19 protein-coding genes are annotated in these 17,963 nt (G+C 64.8%); 10 read left to right on the top strand and 9 right to left on the bottom strand.

Annotated elements, in window-relative coordinates; translation table 11 throughout:
• Nucleotides 1-24 precede the first annotated feature (24 nt).
• Complete coding sequence (locus MRBLSP13_RS13735) at nucleotides 25-1,419, bottom strand: protein adenylyltransferase SelO family protein (protein ID WP_363755014.1); 1,395 nt, start codon at nucleotides 1,417-1,419, stop codon at nucleotides 25-27.
• Nucleotides 1,420-1,459: 40 nt separating this feature from the next.
• Between MRBLSP13_RS13735 and MRBLSP13_RS13730 the strand changes: the two genes are divergently transcribed.
• The 5 genes from MRBLSP13_RS13730 to MRBLSP13_RS13710 all read left to right on the top strand — a co-directional run bounded on the left by MRBLSP13_RS13730 (nucleotide 1,460) and on the right by MRBLSP13_RS13710 (nucleotide 5,916).
• Nucleotides 1,460-2,329: an alpha/beta fold hydrolase gene (locus MRBLSP13_RS13730; RefSeq protein ID WP_363734499.1), complete on the top strand. Its 870-nt coding sequence runs from the start codon at nucleotides 1,460-1,462 to the stop codon at nucleotides 2,327-2,329.
• Between the two features lie 15 nt (nucleotides 2,330-2,344).
• Complete coding sequence (locus MRBLSP13_RS13725) at nucleotides 2,345-3,496, top strand: glycosyltransferase family 4 protein (RefSeq protein WP_363755012.1); 1,152 nt, start codon at nucleotides 2,345-2,347, stop codon at nucleotides 3,494-3,496.
• 94 nt (nucleotides 3,497-3,590) lie between these two features.
• Nucleotides 3,591-4,994: an NAD(P)H-dependent flavin oxidoreductase gene (locus tag MRBLSP13_RS13720; protein ID WP_363755266.1), complete on the top strand. Its 1,404-nt coding sequence runs from the start codon at nucleotides 3,591-3,593 to the stop codon at nucleotides 4,992-4,994.
• Nucleotides 4,994-5,206, top strand: a complete 213-nt coding sequence (locus MRBLSP13_RS13715; protein WP_133652316.1) for a DUF2093 domain-containing protein — start codon at nucleotides 4,994-4,996, stop codon at nucleotides 5,204-5,206. Before MRBLSP13_RS13720 ends, MRBLSP13_RS13715 begins: the two co-directional genes overlap by 1 nt.
• 554 nt (nucleotides 5,207-5,760) lie before the next feature.
• Nucleotides 5,761-5,916 (top strand): hypothetical protein, encoded by a 156-nt coding sequence (locus tag MRBLSP13_RS13710; protein WP_166666310.1) that lies wholly within the window; start codon nucleotides 5,761-5,763, stop codon nucleotides 5,914-5,916.
• A gap of 310 nt (nucleotides 5,917-6,226) precedes the next feature.
• Here MRBLSP13_RS13710 and rplI read toward each other — a convergent pair whose 3' ends face one another.
• From rplI to rpsF, 3 genes are read right to left on the bottom strand one after another with little or no spacing between them, the layout of a single operon-like run.
• On the bottom strand, nucleotides 6,227-6,823 hold the full coding sequence (gene rplI, locus MRBLSP13_RS13705; protein WP_133652315.1) for a 50S ribosomal protein L9: 597 nt from the start codon (nucleotides 6,821-6,823) through the stop codon (nucleotides 6,227-6,229).
• Between the two features lie 13 nt (nucleotides 6,824-6,836).
• A complete protein-coding gene (gene rpsR / locus MRBLSP13_RS13700) occupies nucleotides 6,837-7,061 on the bottom strand; it encodes a 30S ribosomal protein S18 (protein ID WP_004212076.1) in 225 nt (74 codons plus the stop codon).
• A 13-nt stretch (nucleotides 7,062-7,074) separates the two neighbouring features.
• Complete coding sequence (gene rpsF, locus MRBLSP13_RS13695) at nucleotides 7,075-7,485, bottom strand: 30S ribosomal protein S6 (RefSeq protein WP_363734501.1); 411 nt, start codon at nucleotides 7,483-7,485, stop codon at nucleotides 7,075-7,077.
• Between the two features lie 326 nt (nucleotides 7,486-7,811).
• Between rpsF and MRBLSP13_RS13690 the strand changes: the two genes are divergently transcribed.
• Nucleotides 7,812-9,215: a GntP family permease gene (locus MRBLSP13_RS13690; RefSeq protein ID WP_363734502.1), complete on the top strand. Its 1,404-nt coding sequence runs from the start codon at nucleotides 7,812-7,814 to the stop codon at nucleotides 9,213-9,215.
• A gap of 73 nt (nucleotides 9,216-9,288) precedes the next feature.
• Here the strand turns inward: MRBLSP13_RS13690 and MRBLSP13_RS13685 are convergent, their stop codons facing one another.
• From MRBLSP13_RS13685 to MRBLSP13_RS13665, 5 genes are all read right to left on the bottom strand, one after another.
• A complete protein-coding gene (locus MRBLSP13_RS13685; protein WP_363734503.1) occupies nucleotides 9,289-9,648 on the bottom strand; it encodes an RcnB family protein in 360 nt (119 codons plus the stop codon).
• 166 nt (nucleotides 9,649-9,814) lie between these two features.
• Entirely contained in the window at nucleotides 9,815-11,020 is a 1,206-nt protein-coding gene (locus MRBLSP13_RS13680) for an ABC transporter permease (protein WP_363734504.1), read from the bottom strand.
• 64 nt (nucleotides 11,021-11,084) lie between these two features.
• Nucleotides 11,085-11,786: an ABC transporter ATP-binding protein gene (locus tag MRBLSP13_RS13675; RefSeq protein WP_133652310.1), complete on the bottom strand. Its 702-nt coding sequence runs from the start codon at nucleotides 11,784-11,786 to the stop codon at nucleotides 11,085-11,087.
• Between the two features lie 5 nt (nucleotides 11,787-11,791).
• The gene (locus MRBLSP13_RS13670; RefSeq protein WP_363755010.1) at nucleotides 11,792-13,357 is read right to left on the bottom strand and encodes an efflux RND transporter periplasmic adaptor subunit; all 1,566 of its coding nucleotides are present in this window, start codon (nucleotides 13,355-13,357) and stop codon (nucleotides 11,792-11,794) included.
• Entirely contained in the window at nucleotides 13,350-14,819 is a 1,470-nt protein-coding gene (locus tag MRBLSP13_RS13665; RefSeq protein ID WP_363755008.1) for an efflux transporter outer membrane subunit, read from the bottom strand. The genes MRBLSP13_RS13670 and MRBLSP13_RS13665 overlap by 8 nt, the downstream gene beginning before the upstream one ends.
• A gap of 127 nt (nucleotides 14,820-14,946) precedes the next feature.
• Here MRBLSP13_RS13665 and fabD point away from each other — a divergent pair, with 127 nt between their 5' ends.
• The 4 genes from fabD (at nucleotide 14,947) to MRBLSP13_RS13645 (ending at nucleotide 17,905) form a co-directional block, all read left to right on the top strand.
• Nucleotides 14,947-15,882: an ACP S-malonyltransferase gene (fabD, locus tag MRBLSP13_RS13660; protein WP_363755264.1), complete on the top strand. Its 936-nt coding sequence runs from the start codon at nucleotides 14,947-14,949 to the stop codon at nucleotides 15,880-15,882.
• The gene (locus MRBLSP13_RS13655) at nucleotides 15,879-16,709 is read left to right on the top strand and encodes a crotonase/enoyl-CoA hydratase family protein (RefSeq protein WP_133652307.1); all 831 of its coding nucleotides are present in this window, start codon (nucleotides 15,879-15,881) and stop codon (nucleotides 16,707-16,709) included. Before fabD ends, MRBLSP13_RS13655 begins: the two co-directional genes overlap by 4 nt.
• A 1-nt stretch (nucleotide 16,710) precedes the next feature.
• Nucleotides 16,711-17,451: a 3-oxoacyl-[acyl-carrier-protein] reductase gene (gene fabG, locus MRBLSP13_RS13650; protein ID WP_363734508.1), complete on the top strand. Its 741-nt coding sequence runs from the start codon at nucleotides 16,711-16,713 to the stop codon at nucleotides 17,449-17,451.
• Between the two features lie 220 nt (nucleotides 17,452-17,671).
• On the top strand, nucleotides 17,672-17,905 hold the full coding sequence (locus MRBLSP13_RS13645) for an acyl carrier protein (protein ID WP_007689016.1): 234 nt from the start codon (nucleotides 17,672-17,674) through the stop codon (nucleotides 17,903-17,905).
• Nucleotides 17,906-17,963: the final 58 nt, after the last annotated feature.

Raw genomic sequence — 17,963 nt, 5'->3', positions numbered from 1 at the left:
CCTGGCTCCCGATAGAAGCTCCGCTCAGGGCACGTCTGGCGCCTCCCCCAAAGCATCGCCCATGCGCCGGATCGCAGCCACCTTGGCATGCAGCGGCGTCCAGTCATCATCCCTGTCGATGGCGCTCCAGATCGCCTCCACCTCATCGATATGCATGGAGCAGGGCAGCGGATCGGCCCAATAGCCATGATTCTTCAGCCCCTTTGCCTCAAAACCGGCAATGGCCTCGCGAAAAGCGGCCCATTCTTCCCCGGCATAGGGTGCGCCGTCGCGCGGATCGCCGCCACGCCAGTCATGGAAGAAGATGTCGATGGGCCTTTGGCTGGCGATCATGCCTCGCACGGCCGCCTCGATCATGGTGGAGGCGTCATCCGTCGGCTCCACGCCCAGCCGCCAGCAGAAGCGGCGCGCCATCGCCTCGGCATAGAGTGCCGGAAAACGCTCCAACTGCTCGACCAGCGGTTCCGCCTCCACCAGCGGACGCAGCGACACGGCAAGCTGTGCCGCGTCCCAATGGATCGCCTCCGCCTGCCGTCCGAAGGCATAGAGGCCGGCATGGTCGAAATAGGCGGCTGTGAATCCCGGCTCCCATAGCGGCGTGAACCGCCACGGGCCATAGTCGAAGCTTTCGCCCGTCACATTGATATTGTCGCTGTTCAGCACGCCATGGACGAAGCCCGCCACCATATAGCTTGCCGCCAGATCGGCCGTGCGCTCCACGACCCGGCCCAGCAATTGCGCCGGCGGATTGTCCCCTGGCACTTCGCCATACAGCTTCGTCAGCGCATAGTCGACCAGCCGCTCCAGCAGCGCCCTGTCGTCGAAATAGGCGGCGCGCTGGAATGACCCGATGCGGATATGCGAGTGGCTGAGCCGCACCATCACCGCGGCGCGGGTGGGGGAGGGTTCGTCATGGCGCTCCAGCGCCTCGCCCGTCTCTATGATGGAAAATGTCTTGGAGGTGTTGACGCCCAGCGCTTCGAGCATCTCCGTCGCCAATATTTCCCGCATGCCGCCCTTCAGCGTCAGCCGTCCGTCGCCGAAGCGGCTGTAGGGCGTCCGGCCCGAACCCTTTGTGCCCAGGTCCAGCAGCCGACCCGCCCCGTCGCGCAGTTGCGCGAACAGGAAGCCGCGGCCGTCCCCGATATCGGGATTGTACACGCGGAACTGATGCCCATGATAGCGCAGCGCCAAGGGCTGGGGCAGCGATCCCTCCAAAGGCCGGAATCGCCCGAAATGCGCCAGCCATTCCTCCTCGCCCAGCTCGCCCAGGCCCACCGCATCTGCCCAGCGATCGTTGCGGAAACGCAGGATGGCCTGGGGAAAGTCGGCGGCCGCGACGGGGTCGGCGAAGTCGGGCTGCAGCGCGGCGATTTCATTCGCGGGGCTGAATTTGGCGGGTTGCAGGGCAGGGCGCATGCGGCGATATGGGGGATGCAGGGTGGAAGGATCAAGCAGCTTGAGCAGCTATGGCGACGGATACTGGTGGTCCCCCGATGGGCTGAGGCTCCATTATCGCGATTATGCTGGCGGGGATGACGGTCGTCCGCCCTTGCTCTGCCTGCCCGGCCTGACGCGCAACGCCCGCGATTTCGAGCCTCTCGCCGCGCGCCTTGCCGGACAATGGCGTCTCATCTGCCCCGACATGCGCGGCCGCGCCGAAAGCGCGCAGGCGAAGGATCCGATGACCTATGTCCCGCTCACCTATCTGCAGGACATCAGCCGCCTGCTGGCGGATCTGGGGATCACCCGCTTCGTCGCCATCGGCACGTCGCTGGGCGGCATCATCACCATGCTGATCGCGGCTACCCACCGCGAGTGGCTGGCGGGCGCGCTGCTCAACGATGTCGGGCCAACGCTGGAGGAGGCGGGGCTTGCGCGTATCCGCACCCATGTCGGCATCGGCCAGTCCCATCCAAGCTGGGTTCACGCCGCCCGCGCATTGGCGGAATCCAATCGCGACATCTATCCCGGCTATGGCCTCGATCAATGGCTGGCCATGGCCAAGCGGCTCTACCGCCTGAACAGCTCGGGCCGGATCGTCCTTGACTATGACATGCGCATAGCCGAGCCGCTGCGGGTCGCCGGCAGCGAGGCGAGCGTCGACATGTGGCCGGTCATGCAGGCCTTCCGCGGAATCCCGACGCTGGTGCTGCGCGGCGAGCGCTCCGACCTGCTTTCCGCCGCCACTGCCGCCCGAATGGTGGAGGAGATCGGCCCCGGCGCGGAGTGCGCGGTCATCTCCAATGTCGGTCATGCCCCGGTCCTCGACGAGCCTGAATCCGTTGCCGCCATCGATCGGCTGCTGGAGCGGGTCCTGAATGGCTGAAGCGGCTTGAGCTGGATGGAGCGCTTCTCCGCGCGGCAGTCTCGGCAGATCGACGGCCCGCCCCGGTTGCTGCATGTCCACGGCAGCTTCTCTCTTGGCGGCAAGGAGGCGCGCGCCGTGCGCCTGATGAACCTTTGGGGTGATCGCGCCCGTCACAGCATCGTCAGCGCCGCGCCCCGATTGATGAGCGCGCGCGACGCCATCGATCCCGCAACGCCCGTCGATTTCCCGGAGGCGCCACCGCTGGCCGGCAGGCCGAGCATGGCGCGGTTCAGGGCCATTGCGGCTTTCCTTGCGGATTATGACCTTGTCCTCAGCTATAATTGGGGCGCGATGGATGCGGTGATGGCGCAGCGTATCCATGGCGGCCCGCCGCTGGTTCACCATGAGGACGGCTTCAACGCGGATGAGGCGGGCGGGCTCAAGCCTCAGCGCAACCTCTATCGCCGCCTGGCGCTTCAGCGGGCCCATGCGCTGGTCGTCCCGTCCGTCCGGCTCGACGGCATTGCGCGCGATGTGTGGCGTCAGCCGCCTCGCAAGGTCCATCTGATCCGCAACGGCATAGATACGGCACGCTATGCCCTGCCGCCCCTGCCGAACGCCATTCCAGCCCTCGACCGGACGGCCGGCAAGCTGCTGGTGGGGACGGTGGCCGGCCTGCGCCCGGTCAAGAATATCCGTCGCCTCGTCCGCGCCGTCGCGCCGCATCGCGACCGGCTTCAACTGGTTGTGGTGGGGGAGGGGCCAGAGCGCGAGGCCATATTGGCGGAAGCGAGAAATCATGGCCTGGCCGACATCTGCATGGCCGGGTTCCTGCCGGAACCCTGGCGCTTCATGGGTCTGTTTGACATCTTCGCCTTGTCTTCCGACAGCGAGCAATTTCCGATCTCGCTGGTGGAGGCGATGGCGGCGGGCCTCCCGGTCGCATCTACCGATGTGGGCGACGTCGCGACCATGGTCGCGCCCGAAAACCGCCCGTTCGTCGTTCCGAACGAAACGGCCCTGTCCTCCGCGCTCGGCACCCTCGCCGACGATGCCGACCTGCGGCAACGGCTTGGCGAGGCGAATTGCCACCGCGCCCGGCGCGATTTCGCCGAAACGGCGATGGTGGATGCCTATGCCGCCCTTTATGGCCAGGCACTATCCAGCCCCCATATTTTGCGGTAGGGCGCGCCCAACTATTCGTCATCCGACCGTAAAGCTGCTATAGGGCGGCGTTCATGTGGTCGGGGGCCACGGGATTTTTGCGCGGGAGATTGCGTTGTTCAAGGGGTTGAAGCCCATCGTTTACGGCGGCCGGGAAGTCTGGCCCTTGGTAGAAGGCGGCAAGGGGGTGGCCGTTTCCAACCATGCCAGTTCCGGCGCCTGGGCGGCCGCCGGCGGCATCGGCACGGTGTCGGCCGTCAACGCGGACAGCTATGACAGCTTCGGCAACGTCATTCCCCAGATCTATCACGGCCGCACCCGTCGCGACCGCCATGAAGAACTGATCGCCTATGCCATAGACGGCGCGGTCGAACAGGTGAAGCGGGCCTTCGAAATCGCGGGCGGCAAGGGCGCGATCAACATCAACGTGCTGTGGGAGATGGGCGGCGCGCAGCGCGTCCTCCACGGTGTGCTGGAAAAGACCAGGGGAATGGTCGCGGGCGTGACCTGCGGCGCGGGCATGCCCTACAAGCTGTCGGAGATCGCCGCCTCCTACGGCGTCAACTATCTGCCCATCGTCAGTTCCGGCCGCGCCTTCCGCGCGCTCTGGAAGCGCGCCTATTCGAAGGCGTCGGAATGGCTGGCGGCGGTGGTCTATGAAGACCCGTGGCTGGCGGGCGGCCATAACGGCCTGTCCAACGCCGAAGATCCCAAGGTGCCACAGGATCCCTATCCTCGCGTCCGCGACCTGCGCGCCACCATGCGGGAGGGGGGCATTTCCGACGATGTGCCCATCGTGATGGCCGGCGGTGTGTGGGCGCTCAAGGATTGGAACGACTGGATCGACAATCCGGAACTGGGCGCGATCGCCTTCCAGTTCGGCACCCGGCCGCTGCTGACGCAGGAAAGCCCGATCCCGCAGGCGTGGAAGGAAAGGCTGATGCAGCTCGAACCCGGCGACGTGCTGCTCCATCGCTTCTCTCCCACCGGCTTCTACAGCTCAGCTGTGCGCAACCCCTTTCTGCGCCAGCTTGAAGCCCGTTCCGAACGGCAGATTCCGTTCAGCACCGAACAGGCGGGCGACCATACGCATCAGCTTGATGCAGGCGTGAAGGGCAAGAATTTCTGGGTGACGCGTGGCGACCTGCTGCGCGCTCGCGAATGGGTGGGGCGTGGTTTCACCTCCGCGCTCAAGACGCCGGACAACACGCTGGTCTTCGTCACCGAGGACGAAAGGACCGAAATCCGCAAGGACCAGACCGATTGCATGGGCTGCCTCAGCCAGTGCGCCTTTTCGAGCTGGATGGATAGCGAGACCAACTCGACCGGCCGCCTGGCCGATCCGCGCAGCTTCTGCATCCAGAAGTCGCTGCAGGAGGCGGTGCATGGCGGCGACCTTGACAAGAACCTGCTCTTCGCCGGCCATGGTGCCTATAAGTTCAAGCAGGATCCCTTCTATTCCAACGGGTTCGTGCCGACCGTGAAGCAGCTTGTCGATCGCATCCTGACGGGCGACTGATGGCGGACATTCAGGGATTGGCGGTGCTGCATTACGACACGCCGCATTTTGATGTCGTGCGTCCGGGACAGTTCGTCCTTTGCGCGGTTTCGGGCGCGCGGATCGATCTGGAAGACCTCAAATATTGGAGCGCGGAGTTTCAGGAGGCCTATCGCGGGCCGGAGGAAGCAACCCGCTCCTTCCTGAAGCATCGCGGCGCGGATTTTCGCTAGGCGCCATAATCAGCCTGATTGCCGTAAATCCTGCCGCGCGGCCTCATTCCGGTTGAGCTCCGGCTATTCAAGGCCGTGTTTTTTCCTTTTGGCGCGCTAATGGCGCAGCTTGCCGCACTTATCCTGTTCCTTTATCCGCGCTGATGGTTTATCCTCTGTGAACGAAGCGGCAAAGATCGCTCGAACAAGGAAGGATGGTAATGATGTCGCGGATCGACATTTTTGGTGATCGCATTTGTGTCGTGACGAGCCTGCTGATCGTGGGCTGGTTCATCTACAACGTTGCATTCTGATCGGCGTTTCACCCTCATCCTCGAACATATTGCCCTGACTCGTCGGCGGATGCCGGACTTGGTATCGGTGAAACCTGCCGCCTGACTGCCCCTAAGCAAAACTATCTTTCATATATCTACAATAGAAGTAGAGATAATCGCGAGCGCAGTGCTCCGCGGCTTTTGAAGGATGTCAGCTTGCTCCGCGTCACCAACGGCTAAAGCGCACGGTACCGAAGCGACGACGCCAGGTTTCGTGTTCCTCCTCGACAGGAGAAGACGATGACCCAGAATGCCATTCGCACCCGCCGACAGCGCCCGTTCGGCGCCAGCCCGCAGATCCATATCCCGCATTCCTCCTGGAACCGCGCCAATCGTTCAGCCGAAGGCGCGGCTCCGTTCAAGCCGGACGAATTCTGGAGTCGGCTCGGCCTTTGAACGGCGAGTGGGATTTTCCCGCGGATCAGCTTTCGGGAGCGCGGGCATTCATGCTTGCGCTCCCGTCCTCATTTGCCGTCGGGCAATGCCTGTCCTCTTCCCGGCGTCCTGCTGCGTTGCCTGCCGGAAGGGAAGGCTGGCTGTCCCGCTACACCCCCGGCCGCCTTGTCAGAATAGGGTTCATGTATGCGCCCTGTCGATCCGTCGACGTTCGAAAATCCCTTTCGCTATTCCATGTCGATGCCGACGACCCAACAAAAAAGCCGCCCGGTGAGGGGCGGCTTCTCTGTTTTGGTCCGGAAAGGGAAACTCAGGCTTCTTCGGCCGGCGCTTCTTCGGCTTCCACGGCGATTTCGCCGGGTTCCGCATTCGGATCATAATCTTCGGTAAAGCCGCTCTCGTCCTTTTCGAACAGATCGGCCATCACGTCGACGCCCTGCGACTGCAGTTCGGCTTCTTCGGGCGAGCGGGCGACGTTCACCGTGATGGTCACGGCGACTTCGGGGTGCAGCGCGACCTTGACGTCGAACACGCCCAGCGTCTTGATCGGGCGTTCCAGCACGACCATCGCCTTGGTGACGTTGGTGATGCCTTCGGCATGCAGCGCTTCGACGACGTCACGGACGGCGACCGAGCCGTAGAGGTGGCCGGCGTTCGACGACTGGCGGATCAGGACGATCTGCTTGCCGTTCACGCCTTCGGCAGCCTTTTCGGCGTCCGTGCGGCGGGCGGCGTTGTCGGCCTCGATCTTCGCGCGGTTGGCTTCGAAGACCTTCTTGTTGGCGTTGTTGGAGCGCAGCGCCTTCTTGTTGGGCAGCAGGTAGTTACGGGCGTAACCGTCCTTCACGGTGACGACGTCACCAATGGCGCCCAGCTTCTCGATCCGTTCGAGGAGAATGATTTCCATGAGTCTTACTCCCTCACTTCACGATGTAGGGCAGCAGGCCCAGGTGACGGGCGCGCTTGATGGCCTGGGCCAGCTCGCGCTGCTTCTTGGCGGAAACCGCGGTGATGCGGCTGGGGACGATCTTGCCGCGCTCGGACACGAAGCCCTGCAGCAGACGGACGTCCTTGTAATCGATCTTCGGCGCATCCTTGGCGGCGAAGGGGCAGCTCTTGCGGCGGCGGAAAAACGGGCGTGCCATGATTCAGATCTCCTTATTCGCCGGCGGCTTCTTCGCGCTCGCGGCGCGGGCCACGATCGCCGCGGTCACCACGATCGCCGCGCGGACCGCGCTCGGCGCGTTCCTGCTTGCGCATCATGACCGACGGGCCGGTTTCCAGCTCATCGACCTTGATGGTCATGTAGCGGATGATGTCTTCGTTGATCTGGGTCTGGCGCTCCAGTTCCGCCACGACGCCGGCGGGGGCATCGATGTTCAGCATCACATAATGCGCCTTGCGGTTCTTGGCGATCTTGTAGGCGAGGCTGCGCAGGCCCCAGGTTTCCACCTTGGTCACCTTGCCAGCATTTTCCTCGACGATCTTGGTGGCGGTTTCCGCCAGAGCGTCCACCTGCGCCTGTGCCAGATCCTGGCGCGCAAGGAACACATGCTCGTAAAGAGCCATGGGTATTGCCTCATCTGTTGGCCGATCGCTGACGCCCACCCCATGTGGAACGCCCCTCCGGCTGTCGTCCAAATGCATTCATCCGCGCGGCCGCGAGTCACCCCAAGCCGTGCGAAGCGGCGCCTATGACGGAAATGCGGTGGAAAGGCAAGGATGGATTGGCGCAGAAGGATGCGGCAAATACGCCGTTGGCCTTGAGCTTGTCGAAGCCGTCTACTTCCCCTTATCCTTGTCGGCAAGAAACAGAAAGCACTTCGGCGTTCCGTCGAGGCGGTGGCCCGATCGAGCGATAGGAACGGATGCGGGTTGGCAAGGGGGGAATGTAGATGGCGGTCGGGATCGCGGCGCTTTCGCTGATTTTGCTGATGATCGCGGCCTATCGGGGGATGAGCGTCATCGTGATGGCGCCGCTGCTGGCGATGCTGGCCGTGTTCCTGACCGATCCTGCTGCCGTGCCCGCGGTCTTTTCCGGCCTGTTCATGGACAAGGTCGGCAGTTTCCTGAAGCTCTACTTTCCCGTTTTCCTGCTGGGCGCATTGTTCGGGAAGCTGATCGAGATTTCGGGCTTCTCGCGGGTGATCGTGACGGCCGTGATCCGGCTGGTGGGCGCCGACCGCGCGATCCCGGCGATCATGCTGGTGACGGCGCTGCTGACCTATGGCGGCGTGTCGGTCTTTGTCGCGGTGTTCGCCGTCTATCCCTTCGCCGCGGAGATGTTCCGGCAGGGCGACATTCCCAAGCGGCTCGTGCCCGCGACCATCGGCCTTGGCGCCATCACCTTCACCATGGATGCGATGCCGGGAACGCCGCAGATCCAGAACATCATTCCCACCAGCTTCTTCGGCACGACCGCCTGGGCCGCGCCGGTGCTGGGGCTGATCGGATCTGCCTGCATCATGGGGCTGGGCCTCGCCTATCTGGGCTGGCGTCGGCGGACGATGCGCGCGGCGGGGGAGGGCTATGGCGCGCCCGAGACGCTGTTGAACGAACCCGAAGCAGCGGACATGGGCGAGAGAGCCGCGCATCCGCTGATTGCCCTTCTGCCGCTGCTGGTGGTGGGATTGGGCAATCTGACGTTGACCATGCTGATCCCGCGCCTGGTGCCAGGGGCGGATGTCAGCGTGTCGCTGGCCGGCTTGACCGATCCCGTCACCGTGAAGGTGGCGCAGGTCGCCGCCCTCTGGGCCGTGGAGGGCGCATTGCTGCTGGGCATCGCAACGATCCTGCTCTTCGCCTTCGCGCAGGTGGCGCGGCGATTTGCCGATGGGGCAAAGGCAGCAGTGGGCGGCGCGCTGCTGGCGGGGATGAACACGGCGGTCGAATATGGCTTCGGCGCGGTGATCGCCGCGCTGCCGGGCTTTCTGATCGTGAAGGAAGCGTTGAAGGCGGTGCCCGACCCGCTGATCAATGAGGCGATCACCGTGACCTCGCTTGCCGGGATCACCGGCTCGGCTTCGGGTGGGCTGTCCATCGCTCTGGCGGCCATGGCGGAACAGTTCGCCGCGGTGGGCGATGCGGCGGGCATCCCGCGCGAGGTGCTGCACAGGGTGGCATCGATGGCCAGCGGCGGCATGGACAGCCTGCCGCATAATGGCGCCATCATAACCTTGCTCGCCGTGACCGGCCTGACCCACCGGCAGGCCTATAAGGACATTTTCGCCTTGACCCTGATCAAGACCTTCACCGTGTTCATGGTGATCGCGGTCTATTATCTGACAGGGTGGGTTTAGACGGACCCCGGAGCATGGCTCCGGGGTCCGATCTTATCGACCGGCGATCGGTTCCGATCGCCTTGAAATCGCTCTAGCGGATCGCGCCGGTGATGACCGAGGCGATGATGCCGCTGGTGACCGCGACCAGAAGGGCGTCATTGCCCGACCGGACCCAGTGATAACCGCGCGGCGGCGTGCGCAGGCGATAACCGCGATAATTGTCGATCACGCGATAGTTGCTCGCATAACGGCGGTCGAAGCGCTGGCCCTTCGCCCAGCGGCGATGATTGTCCTTGCGGACCACCGTGGTCTTGGTGACGGTGCGGCCGTGGGGGCCATGCTTCACCACCTGATGCACTTCTCTCTGGGGTGCTGCCTGCGCCTGGCTGGCGACCATGGGGCTTGCGATCATGGTGGTGGCGGTCAGGGCCGCCAGAAACTTCCTGAACATGGACTTGCTCCTTCTTCTATCTTGCCGCCGGCTGTCCCGGCGTTGAAGCAGAAGTAGGATTTATTTGTCGCACGCTTGTGCCATCGACCAGCAAGGAGTGTCGGAAATTGTAACAGAAAGGGAATAGGGCTGAACTTCCATTCAGGATTATTCTGTTGGCCTCGACCTATTCATGGCGCAGCGCGTCTATGGGATTGAGCGCGGCGGCACGGCGCGCCGGGAAATAGCCGAATACAACCCCGATCGCCGCAGAAAAGAGGAAGGCGATCGCATTCACCTTCACGTCGAAGATGAAGGGCACCTGCATCAGCGGTGCTATGGCGACGGAGGCGACAAGCGCAAGGAACAGGCCGATCAACCCGCCCAGGCAGGACAGCACGATCGCCTCCACCAGAAACTGCATCAGCACTTCGCGCGCGACCGCGCCGATGGCAAGGCGGATGCCGATCTCGCGGGTACGTTCGGTGACGGACACCAGCATGATGTTCATGATGCCGATGCCGCCGACCAGCAGGGAAATCGCCGCCACCGCCGCCACGATCTGCGTCAATATGGTGGTGGTGCCGGTCAGCGTGTCGCTGATCTGCTTGGTATCGAAGACGTTGAAATTGTCCTCCGCCCCTGGCTTGATCTTGCGCCGCTCGCGCATGAGCTCCTCCAGGCTCGTCTGGACGACACTGGTGTCATAGGCGTCGTCCACGGCGACCATGATCTGGCTGATGTCGCGGTCGCCGGTGAAACGGCGCTGGACGAACTTGATCGGCATGACGACGACGTCGTCCTGATCACCGAAGCCGCCCTGGCCACGCGTGGCGAGCGCGCCGATCACCTGGCAGGAAACGCCCTTGATCCGCATGCGCTTGCCGACGGGATCATTGCCCTGGAACAGGTTGGTGCGCACCGTGTTGCCGATGATGCAGACGGGCTTTCCCGCCTCTTCCTCCTCCGGCATGAAGAGGCGGCCCGTATCGGCCTTCCAGCTTTGCACCTCGAAATAGGCGGCGGTGGTGCCATAGACGGTGGTGGACCAGTTGCTGCCTTCATAGATTGCCGTGCCGCTCGACTGCACCATCGGCGCGACCGCGCGGACGCCGGTCAGCTGATTTTCGATGGCGGTGAGGTCGGCCGGCTTGAAGTCGGGCGGGCGCGGGCCGCCGCCGCCCCGGCCGAAACCCTGTCCCGGGCGAAGCTGCAGCACATTGGCGCCCAGCGAACTGATCTGCTCGCGTACGGCGGCGGTCGCGCCATTGCCCAGCGTCACCATGGTGACGACCGCCGCCACCCCGATGATGATGCCCAGCGTGGTGAGGAAGCTGCGCAGCTTGTGCCGGTTGATCGCGCGGAAGGCGAGGATGACGGTGGTGCCCAGCATCTTCAGCGCGCGCCCTTGCGCAGTTTCGTCACCCTTGCGGGAACGACAGATAGAGCGAAGCCGGTCACGCCGTGACCCCCTGCTCGACGCGTTCCACCAGCCCGTCCTTGAAATGGACGATGGTCCGCGCAAAGGCGGCCATGTCCGGTTCATGCGTGACCATCAGCACGGTGATGCCGCCATTGCGGTTGAGATCGGTCAGCAGTTCCATGATCTCCACCGATCGTTCGGAATCCAGATTACCGGTCGGTTCGTCGGCCAGCAGCACGTCGGGCTGGGTCACGATGGCGCGGGCAATGGCGACGCGCTGCTGCTGGCCGCCGGACAGTTCGGCGGGCGTGTGGTCCCACCAGTCCTTGAGGCCTACCTTGTCCAGCGCGGCCATGCCCGCCTCATAACGGGTCTTCTTGTCCTCGCCGCGATAGAGCAGCGGCAGCTCTACATTCTCCAGCGCGGTAGTGCGGGAAAGAAGGTTGAACCCCTGGAACACGAAGCCGAGATAACGGCGGCGCAGCAGGGCGCGTTGATCGCGGTCCAGCGTTTCGACATGGCGGCCCTTGAACAGGAACGATCCGCCGGAAGGCACGTCGAGGCAGCCCAATATGTTCATCGTCGTCGACTTGCCGGAACCGGACGGCCCCATGACCGCCACGAAATCGCCCTGCGTGATGTCGAGGTCGATGCCCTTCAGCGCCTGAAACGCCGTGGGTCCGGATCCGTAGATCTTGGTGACGCCGCGAAGGGAGATGATCGGGTCTGTCGCCATGGGCGTCAGGTTCCGCTCTGGCGGCCGGAGCCACGCGGTTCGCGGGTCGGGCCCTGGGGCGCAGCCGGCGCGACGGGGGCGGTTTCCGGCTTCCCGTCGCCCGAATTGCCGAGCTTGCTGACGGTGGCGGGGCTGCCGTCGGTGGACGTGCCACCGTCTGACCTGCGGTTGCGGTCACGCGGCCCCCCGGCCTGCGATCCACCCTGCGGGCCGCCATTGGCCTGATCCTCTGCCGGGGCTTGCTGGCCGCTGGCAAGCTGGCCCGTGATGACGCGCATGCCGGGCTTGAGGTCGCCGCCGGTGATGACGGTACGCGCGCCATCGCTCGCGCCGACGGTCACCTGCGCCGCCTTGGGGTTGCCGTCCTCGCCGATGACGTAGACGGTCTGGCTGCTGCCCATTCCGAAGCTGACCTGCCGGCTCGCCCCGCCCCGGCGGAAACGGCGGGGACCGGGGATGATCTGGCTGGTGATGCCGCCGTCATTCTTGCCCGCGCTGGGCTTGAAGCGGAGCGCGCTGTTGGGGACGAGCAGCACGTCATGCAGTTCCTGCGTCACGATGTCGGCGGTCGCGGTCATGCCGGGGCGCAATATCTCGTCCTTGTTGTCCACTGACAGCACAGCCGTATAGGCCACCACCGCTCCCGCCGTGCTGCTGGCCGTGCTGCTGCCCGACGAGGAGGACGAACTGCTGCTGGCGCTGTTGGAGCCGACATTGACCCGCGTCACCCTTGCCGGAAAGGTGCGGCCGGGGAAGGCGTCGACGGAGAAATTGGCGCTCTGGCCATCCTTCACCTGTCCGACATCCGCCTCGTCCACCGAAACCTCGACCTCCATCTGTGTCAGGTCTTCCGCAATGGTGAAGAGCACCGGCGCGTTGAGCGAGGCGGCGACGGTCTGGCCCGGCTCTATATCGCGGGACAGCACGACGCCGGTCACCGGCGATACGATCTGCGCGATGGAAAGATTGGTCTGGGCCGTGGAAAGCTGGGCCTGCGAAACGTGCACCTGCGCCTGCGCCGAGCGCAGATTGGCGAGCGCGGAACTGTAGTCCGCGCGGGCGGCGTCCAGTTCCGTCTTGGCGGGAACGCGTCCGCCCGAGAGCCTGAAGACGTTGAGCTGGCGGTCCAGCGTCGCCTTGGCCAGCGCCGCCTGCGCTTCCGCCTGCGCCACGCTGGCCTGCGAGGAAGAAAGCTGCGCGCGGTTCTGGTTGATCGCGTCGACCAGCCGCCGGGTGTCAAGTTCGGCCAGCTTCTGTCCCTTGGTCACGCGATCGTTCACGTCGACATAGACCGCCGTGATCTTGCCCGATTGTTCGGAACCGACATCGACCTGGTTGATGGGCTTCAGATTGCCGGTTGCGGAAACGGAGACGGTAAGGTCGCCCTTCCGCACCTCGCGCGTCGCATAGCTCGGCTTGTCGTCCCCCGAAAAGCATCGCGCAAGCAGCAGGACGAGGATCAGCAGGGCGACGCCGACGGCGCCGCGCACCGCCCATTTGCGCCACGGCTTCTGGGGGCGCGCCCCCAGAAAGTCGTTGAGGTCCTGATCGCTGGTCACATCGTTACTCATTGGGGCGATTTTCCATGTTCTGCCAGCCGCCGCCCAGCGCATTGTAGAGCTGGGCAAGGCCAAGGACCTCGTCGGATTGCGCGCTGGCAAGGCTGTTGCGCGCGTTCAAAAGGCTGTTCTCGCTCTGGGACAGCGTCTGGAAGTCGATCAGGCCCGCCTGATACTGGCTGCGCGCCAGGATCGCGGCGTTGTTCGACGCTTCATAGGCGGTCGAGAACTCCGCCTTGCGGGCGCGGGCGCTCGACAGCGATGCCATGGCATTCTCCACATCCTCCAGCGCGGTCAGCACCGTCTGCTTGTAGGCGGCGAAGGCAGCGTCGGTGGCGGCCCGCTGCGAACGCACCTGCGACGCCAGGCGGCCGCCATCGAAGATGACCTGCGCCACATTGGCAAAGACGCCGCCGGTGATCAGGCTGAACAGGTCTTTGAAACTGTTCGAAGTGGTGCCGATATTGCCGCTCAACCCCAGCGAAGGGTAAAGCCGCGCCTGCGCCACGCCGATGCGCGCGGTCGCGGCTGCCAGCGCCCGCTCGGCGGAACGCACGTCGGGGCGCTGGCGCAGCGTGTCCGCTGGAATGCCGGTTGTGATCTGCGTGGAGGCAGCGGGGATCGGGGCGGGGGTTTCAAGGCTCCGGGTCGCCTCGCCAGGAGCCTGGCCCGTGAGCACGGCAATGCGGTTGAGGCTGCCTCGGAGGCTGGCCTCAAGCTGGGGCACGGTCGCGTTGGTCTGCGCCAGTTGCGCCCGCGCCTGCTCCGCGTCGAGCGAGGAGACGAGGCCTGCCTGGAGCCGCCAGTTGGCGATGTCGTAATTGTCGCGCTGGATCGCCTGCGTCTCGCGCGCGACGCGCAACTGCGCCTGCGCCAGGCGCGCCTGCACATAGTTGGTGACGAGTTCGGAAATGATCGTCGCCCGCACATTGGCGAGGTCGTAGCCGGAGGCGGCGAGATCGGCCCGCGCCGCTTCGGCCGACCGGGAAAGCTCGCCGAACAGGTCGACCTGCCAGCTTGCACTGGCGCTGACCGAATAGCTGCTCGACCAGTTTGACCCGCCGCCGCCGATGGGATTGCCGCTGGGGTCCAGCCGCCCGCCCGCGTCGCGGCTGCTGTAATTGCGTCCGCCGCTGGCCGAACCGTTCACCTGCGGCAGGAAGGCGGCGCGCGCCTGCCGCAACGACTCCCGCGCCTGGCGAAGGCGCGCCTGCGCCTGCACGATATCCAGGTTGCCGGCGATCGCCTGGTCGATAAGGGCACTGAGCGCCGGATCGTCGAGGCGCCTCCACCAGGTGGCAAGCTCCGCCTCGTCGACCGGAGCGGCGGCGCCCTCCATATAGGTGGCCGGCACGCCAAGCGACGCGGGAGCGGGGGCGCGATAATCGGGACCGGCCGCGCAGCCCGACAGGACCAGCGCGGTTCCCGCGATCCATGCAATGCGATATCGCACCTTTTCCTTAAACTCCGTCATCGTTAAAGGCGGTCCACCAAATAGAACTGCCGAATTGGGCCGGGTGCCTCAACGGTGTTTGTGTCTCAAAGTGTAACGACTTTGAAAAATTGCGCTTTTGCAGGCGCGCGCATGTAGAAGGTGGATGATGAGGGCATTTCTTTTTCCGGGGCAGGGCAGTCAGTCGGTCGGCATGGGCAAGGCGCTGGCAGACGCGAGCCCGGCCGCGAAGGAGCTGTTTCAGGAGGTCGACGACGCTCTGTCGCAGCATTTGTTCCGCATCATGGTGGAAGGTCCGGAAAGCGACCTGACGCTCACGGAAAATGCGCAGCCCGCGATCATGGCCAATGCATTGGCGACGCTGCGGGTGATGCAGAAGGAAGGCGGTTTCTCCCTGGCCGAAAAGGGCGATTTCGTCGCCGGCCACTCGCTGGGCGAATATAGCGCCCTCTGTGCCGCCGAAGCGTTCGATATCGGCACCACTGCCAGGCTGCTGAAGCTGCGCGGGCAGGCGATGCAGGCCGCTGTGCCGGTTGGCGAGGGCGCCATGGCGGCGCTGCTGGGCGCCGACATCGAAAAGGCGCAGGCGCTGGCGGAGGCCGCCGCCGAGGGCGAGGTCTGCACCGTCGCTAATGACAATGATCCGACGCAGGTGGTGATTTCCGGCCATCGCGGCGCGATCGAGCGCGCCGTCGCCCTGGTGAAGGAGCATGGCATCAAGCGCGGCGTGCTGCTGCCCGTGTCGGCGCCCTTCCACTGCCCGCTGATGCAGCCGGCCGCCGATGTGATGGCGCAGGCGCTGGGCAATGCCCCGATCAACACGCCGCTGCTGCCGGTCTATGCCAATGTGCTCGCAAGCGCGATCGCCGATCCGGAGGAAATCAAGCTGCGCCTTGTCGAGCAGGTGACGGGCCGCGTGCGCTGGCGCGAATCCGTCGCCGCCATGTGGGATGCGGGCGTCACCGAATTCGTCGAGCTGGGCGGCAAGGTGCTGGGTCCGATGGTCAAGCGGATAGCGCCCGACGCCACGGTCCGCAGCATCGTGACGATGGACGATGTAGAGGCGGCATTGGGGGCATTGTGAGCAACGACAAGGGAAGCGATGCGAACGCCGCTCCCATCCTGACCAGCCGCGATGGGGCCGTGTTGACGGTCACGCTGAACATGCCCGATCGGCGCAATCCGATCTCCGATCCGGCGATGGTCGATGCCCTTTGCGCCTTGTTCGAGGAGGCGGAGCGCGACCTGTCGGTGCATGTGGCGATACTGACAGGCGCGGGAAGCGCCTTTTCCTCGGGCGGGGACCTCAATGCGATGCGCCCCGACGCCGGCGGCCTGCGCGCATCACTGCCGGCGCAGACGCGGCGCAATTACCGGGCGGGAATCCAGCGGCTGCCGCTGCTGTTCCAGGCGCTCGAACTGCCGGTGATCGCGGCGGTCAACGGCCCGGCCATGGGCGCGGGCTGCGACCTGGCCCTGATGTGCGATGTCAGGATCGCGGCGCAGTCGGCCAGATTCGCCGAGTCCTTCGTCAAGCTGGGCATAATCTCCGGCGATGGCGGCGCGTGGCTGCTGCCGCGCATCATCGGCTTTTCCAAGGCTTCGGAACTGGCGCTGACCGGCGAGACCATCGATGCCGAAGAGGCGCTGCGGATCGGGTTGGTGAGCGAGGTGGTGCCGGATGGCGATCTGCTCGCCGCCGCCCGCAAGGTCGCCGACAGGATCGCGGCCAATCCGCCCCATGCGACGCGGATGACCAAGCGGCTGCTGCGCGCGGCGCAGACGGCGGAATTGAACCAGATCATGGAAATGGCGGGCGCGATGCAGGCGCTGGCCCATGCGACGGCGGATCATGATGAGGCGATCGACGCCTTTTTCGAACGCCGGGCGCCGAACTTCAAGGGAGACTGACATGTTCGATCTGACAGGCATGACCGCGCTGGTGACTGGCGCTTCGGGGGGCATCGGCTCCGCCATTGCAAGGGCCCTCGCGGCGCAGGGCGCCACGCTCGCCCTTTCGGGCAGCAATGAGGAGAAGCTGAAGGCCTTTGCCGCGGAACTGGGCGGCGATCACAGGACGCTGGTCTGCAACCTCGGCGATCCCGCGGCGGTCGACGGACTGGTCGGCCAGGCAGTGGAGGCGCTGGGCGGCAAGATCGACATTCTCGTCAACAATGCCGGCATCACCCGCGACAACCTGATCCTGCGCATGAAGGACGATGAATGGTCCGACGTGATCGCCGTCAATCTGGAGGCTGCCTTCCGTCTGGCCCGCGCCGCCGCCAAGCCGATGATGAAGGCGCGTTTCGGCCGCATCATCTCGATCACTTCGGTCGTGGGGGTCACCGGCAATCCGGGGCAGGCCAACTATGCCGCGTCCAAGGCGGGCATCATCGGCATGTCCAAGTCGCTGGGCCAGGAACTGGCGAGCCGCGGGATCACCGTGAACTGCGTCGCGCCCGGCTTCATCCGATCCGCCATGACCGACGCGCTGAACGATGCGCAGAAGGGCGCGATCCTGGCCAGGATCCCGGCCGGCGATCTGGGCACGGGCGAGGATATCGGCGCGGCCGTCGTCTATCTCGCCAGCAAGGAAGCGGGCTATGTCACCGGCCAGACGCTGCACGTGAACGGCGGCATGGCGATGATCTGAAGGGCACGGAAGCGCAAGACGCGGGCTCATGTCCATCGCCCGGAAATTTTCGGCATTTGCAAAATGGCGGCCTTGTGCCATCGGGACCGGCGAGTCGAATGCAGGTGGGGCGATGCCATCCGATTGTTTCTTGCCTCTTGCCTCTCGTTGGGCTTGCCTCTAGGGCATGCCTTAACAAATATTCAGAACCATCAACGATACCCAGTAAGAAGGACCACTCATGAGTGAGACCGCGGATCGCGTAAAGAAAATCGTCGTCGAGCATCTGGGCGTCGAAGCCGAAAAGGTGACCGAGGATGCAAGCTTCATCGACGATCTGGGCGCTGACAGCCTGGACATCGTTGAGCTGGTGATGGCGTTCGAGGAAGAGTTCGGCGTCGAAATCCCTGACGATGCGGCGGAGAAGATCGCCACCGTCAAGGACGCCATCGATTATATCGACAGCAAGCAGTAAGAACGTCTGGCGGCCTGCCCGACATCGGGCGGGCGCAGCGTTTTAAAAGGAAATGGCT

It is taken from the genome of Sphingobium sp. LSP13-1-1.1, from assembly GCF_040676415.1.
GTDB lineage: Bacteria > Pseudomonadota > Alphaproteobacteria > Sphingomonadales > Sphingomonadaceae > Sphingobium.
Note: the sequence above shows the minus strand (reverse complement) of the source record. Positions and strands in the feature narration are given on the sequence as shown.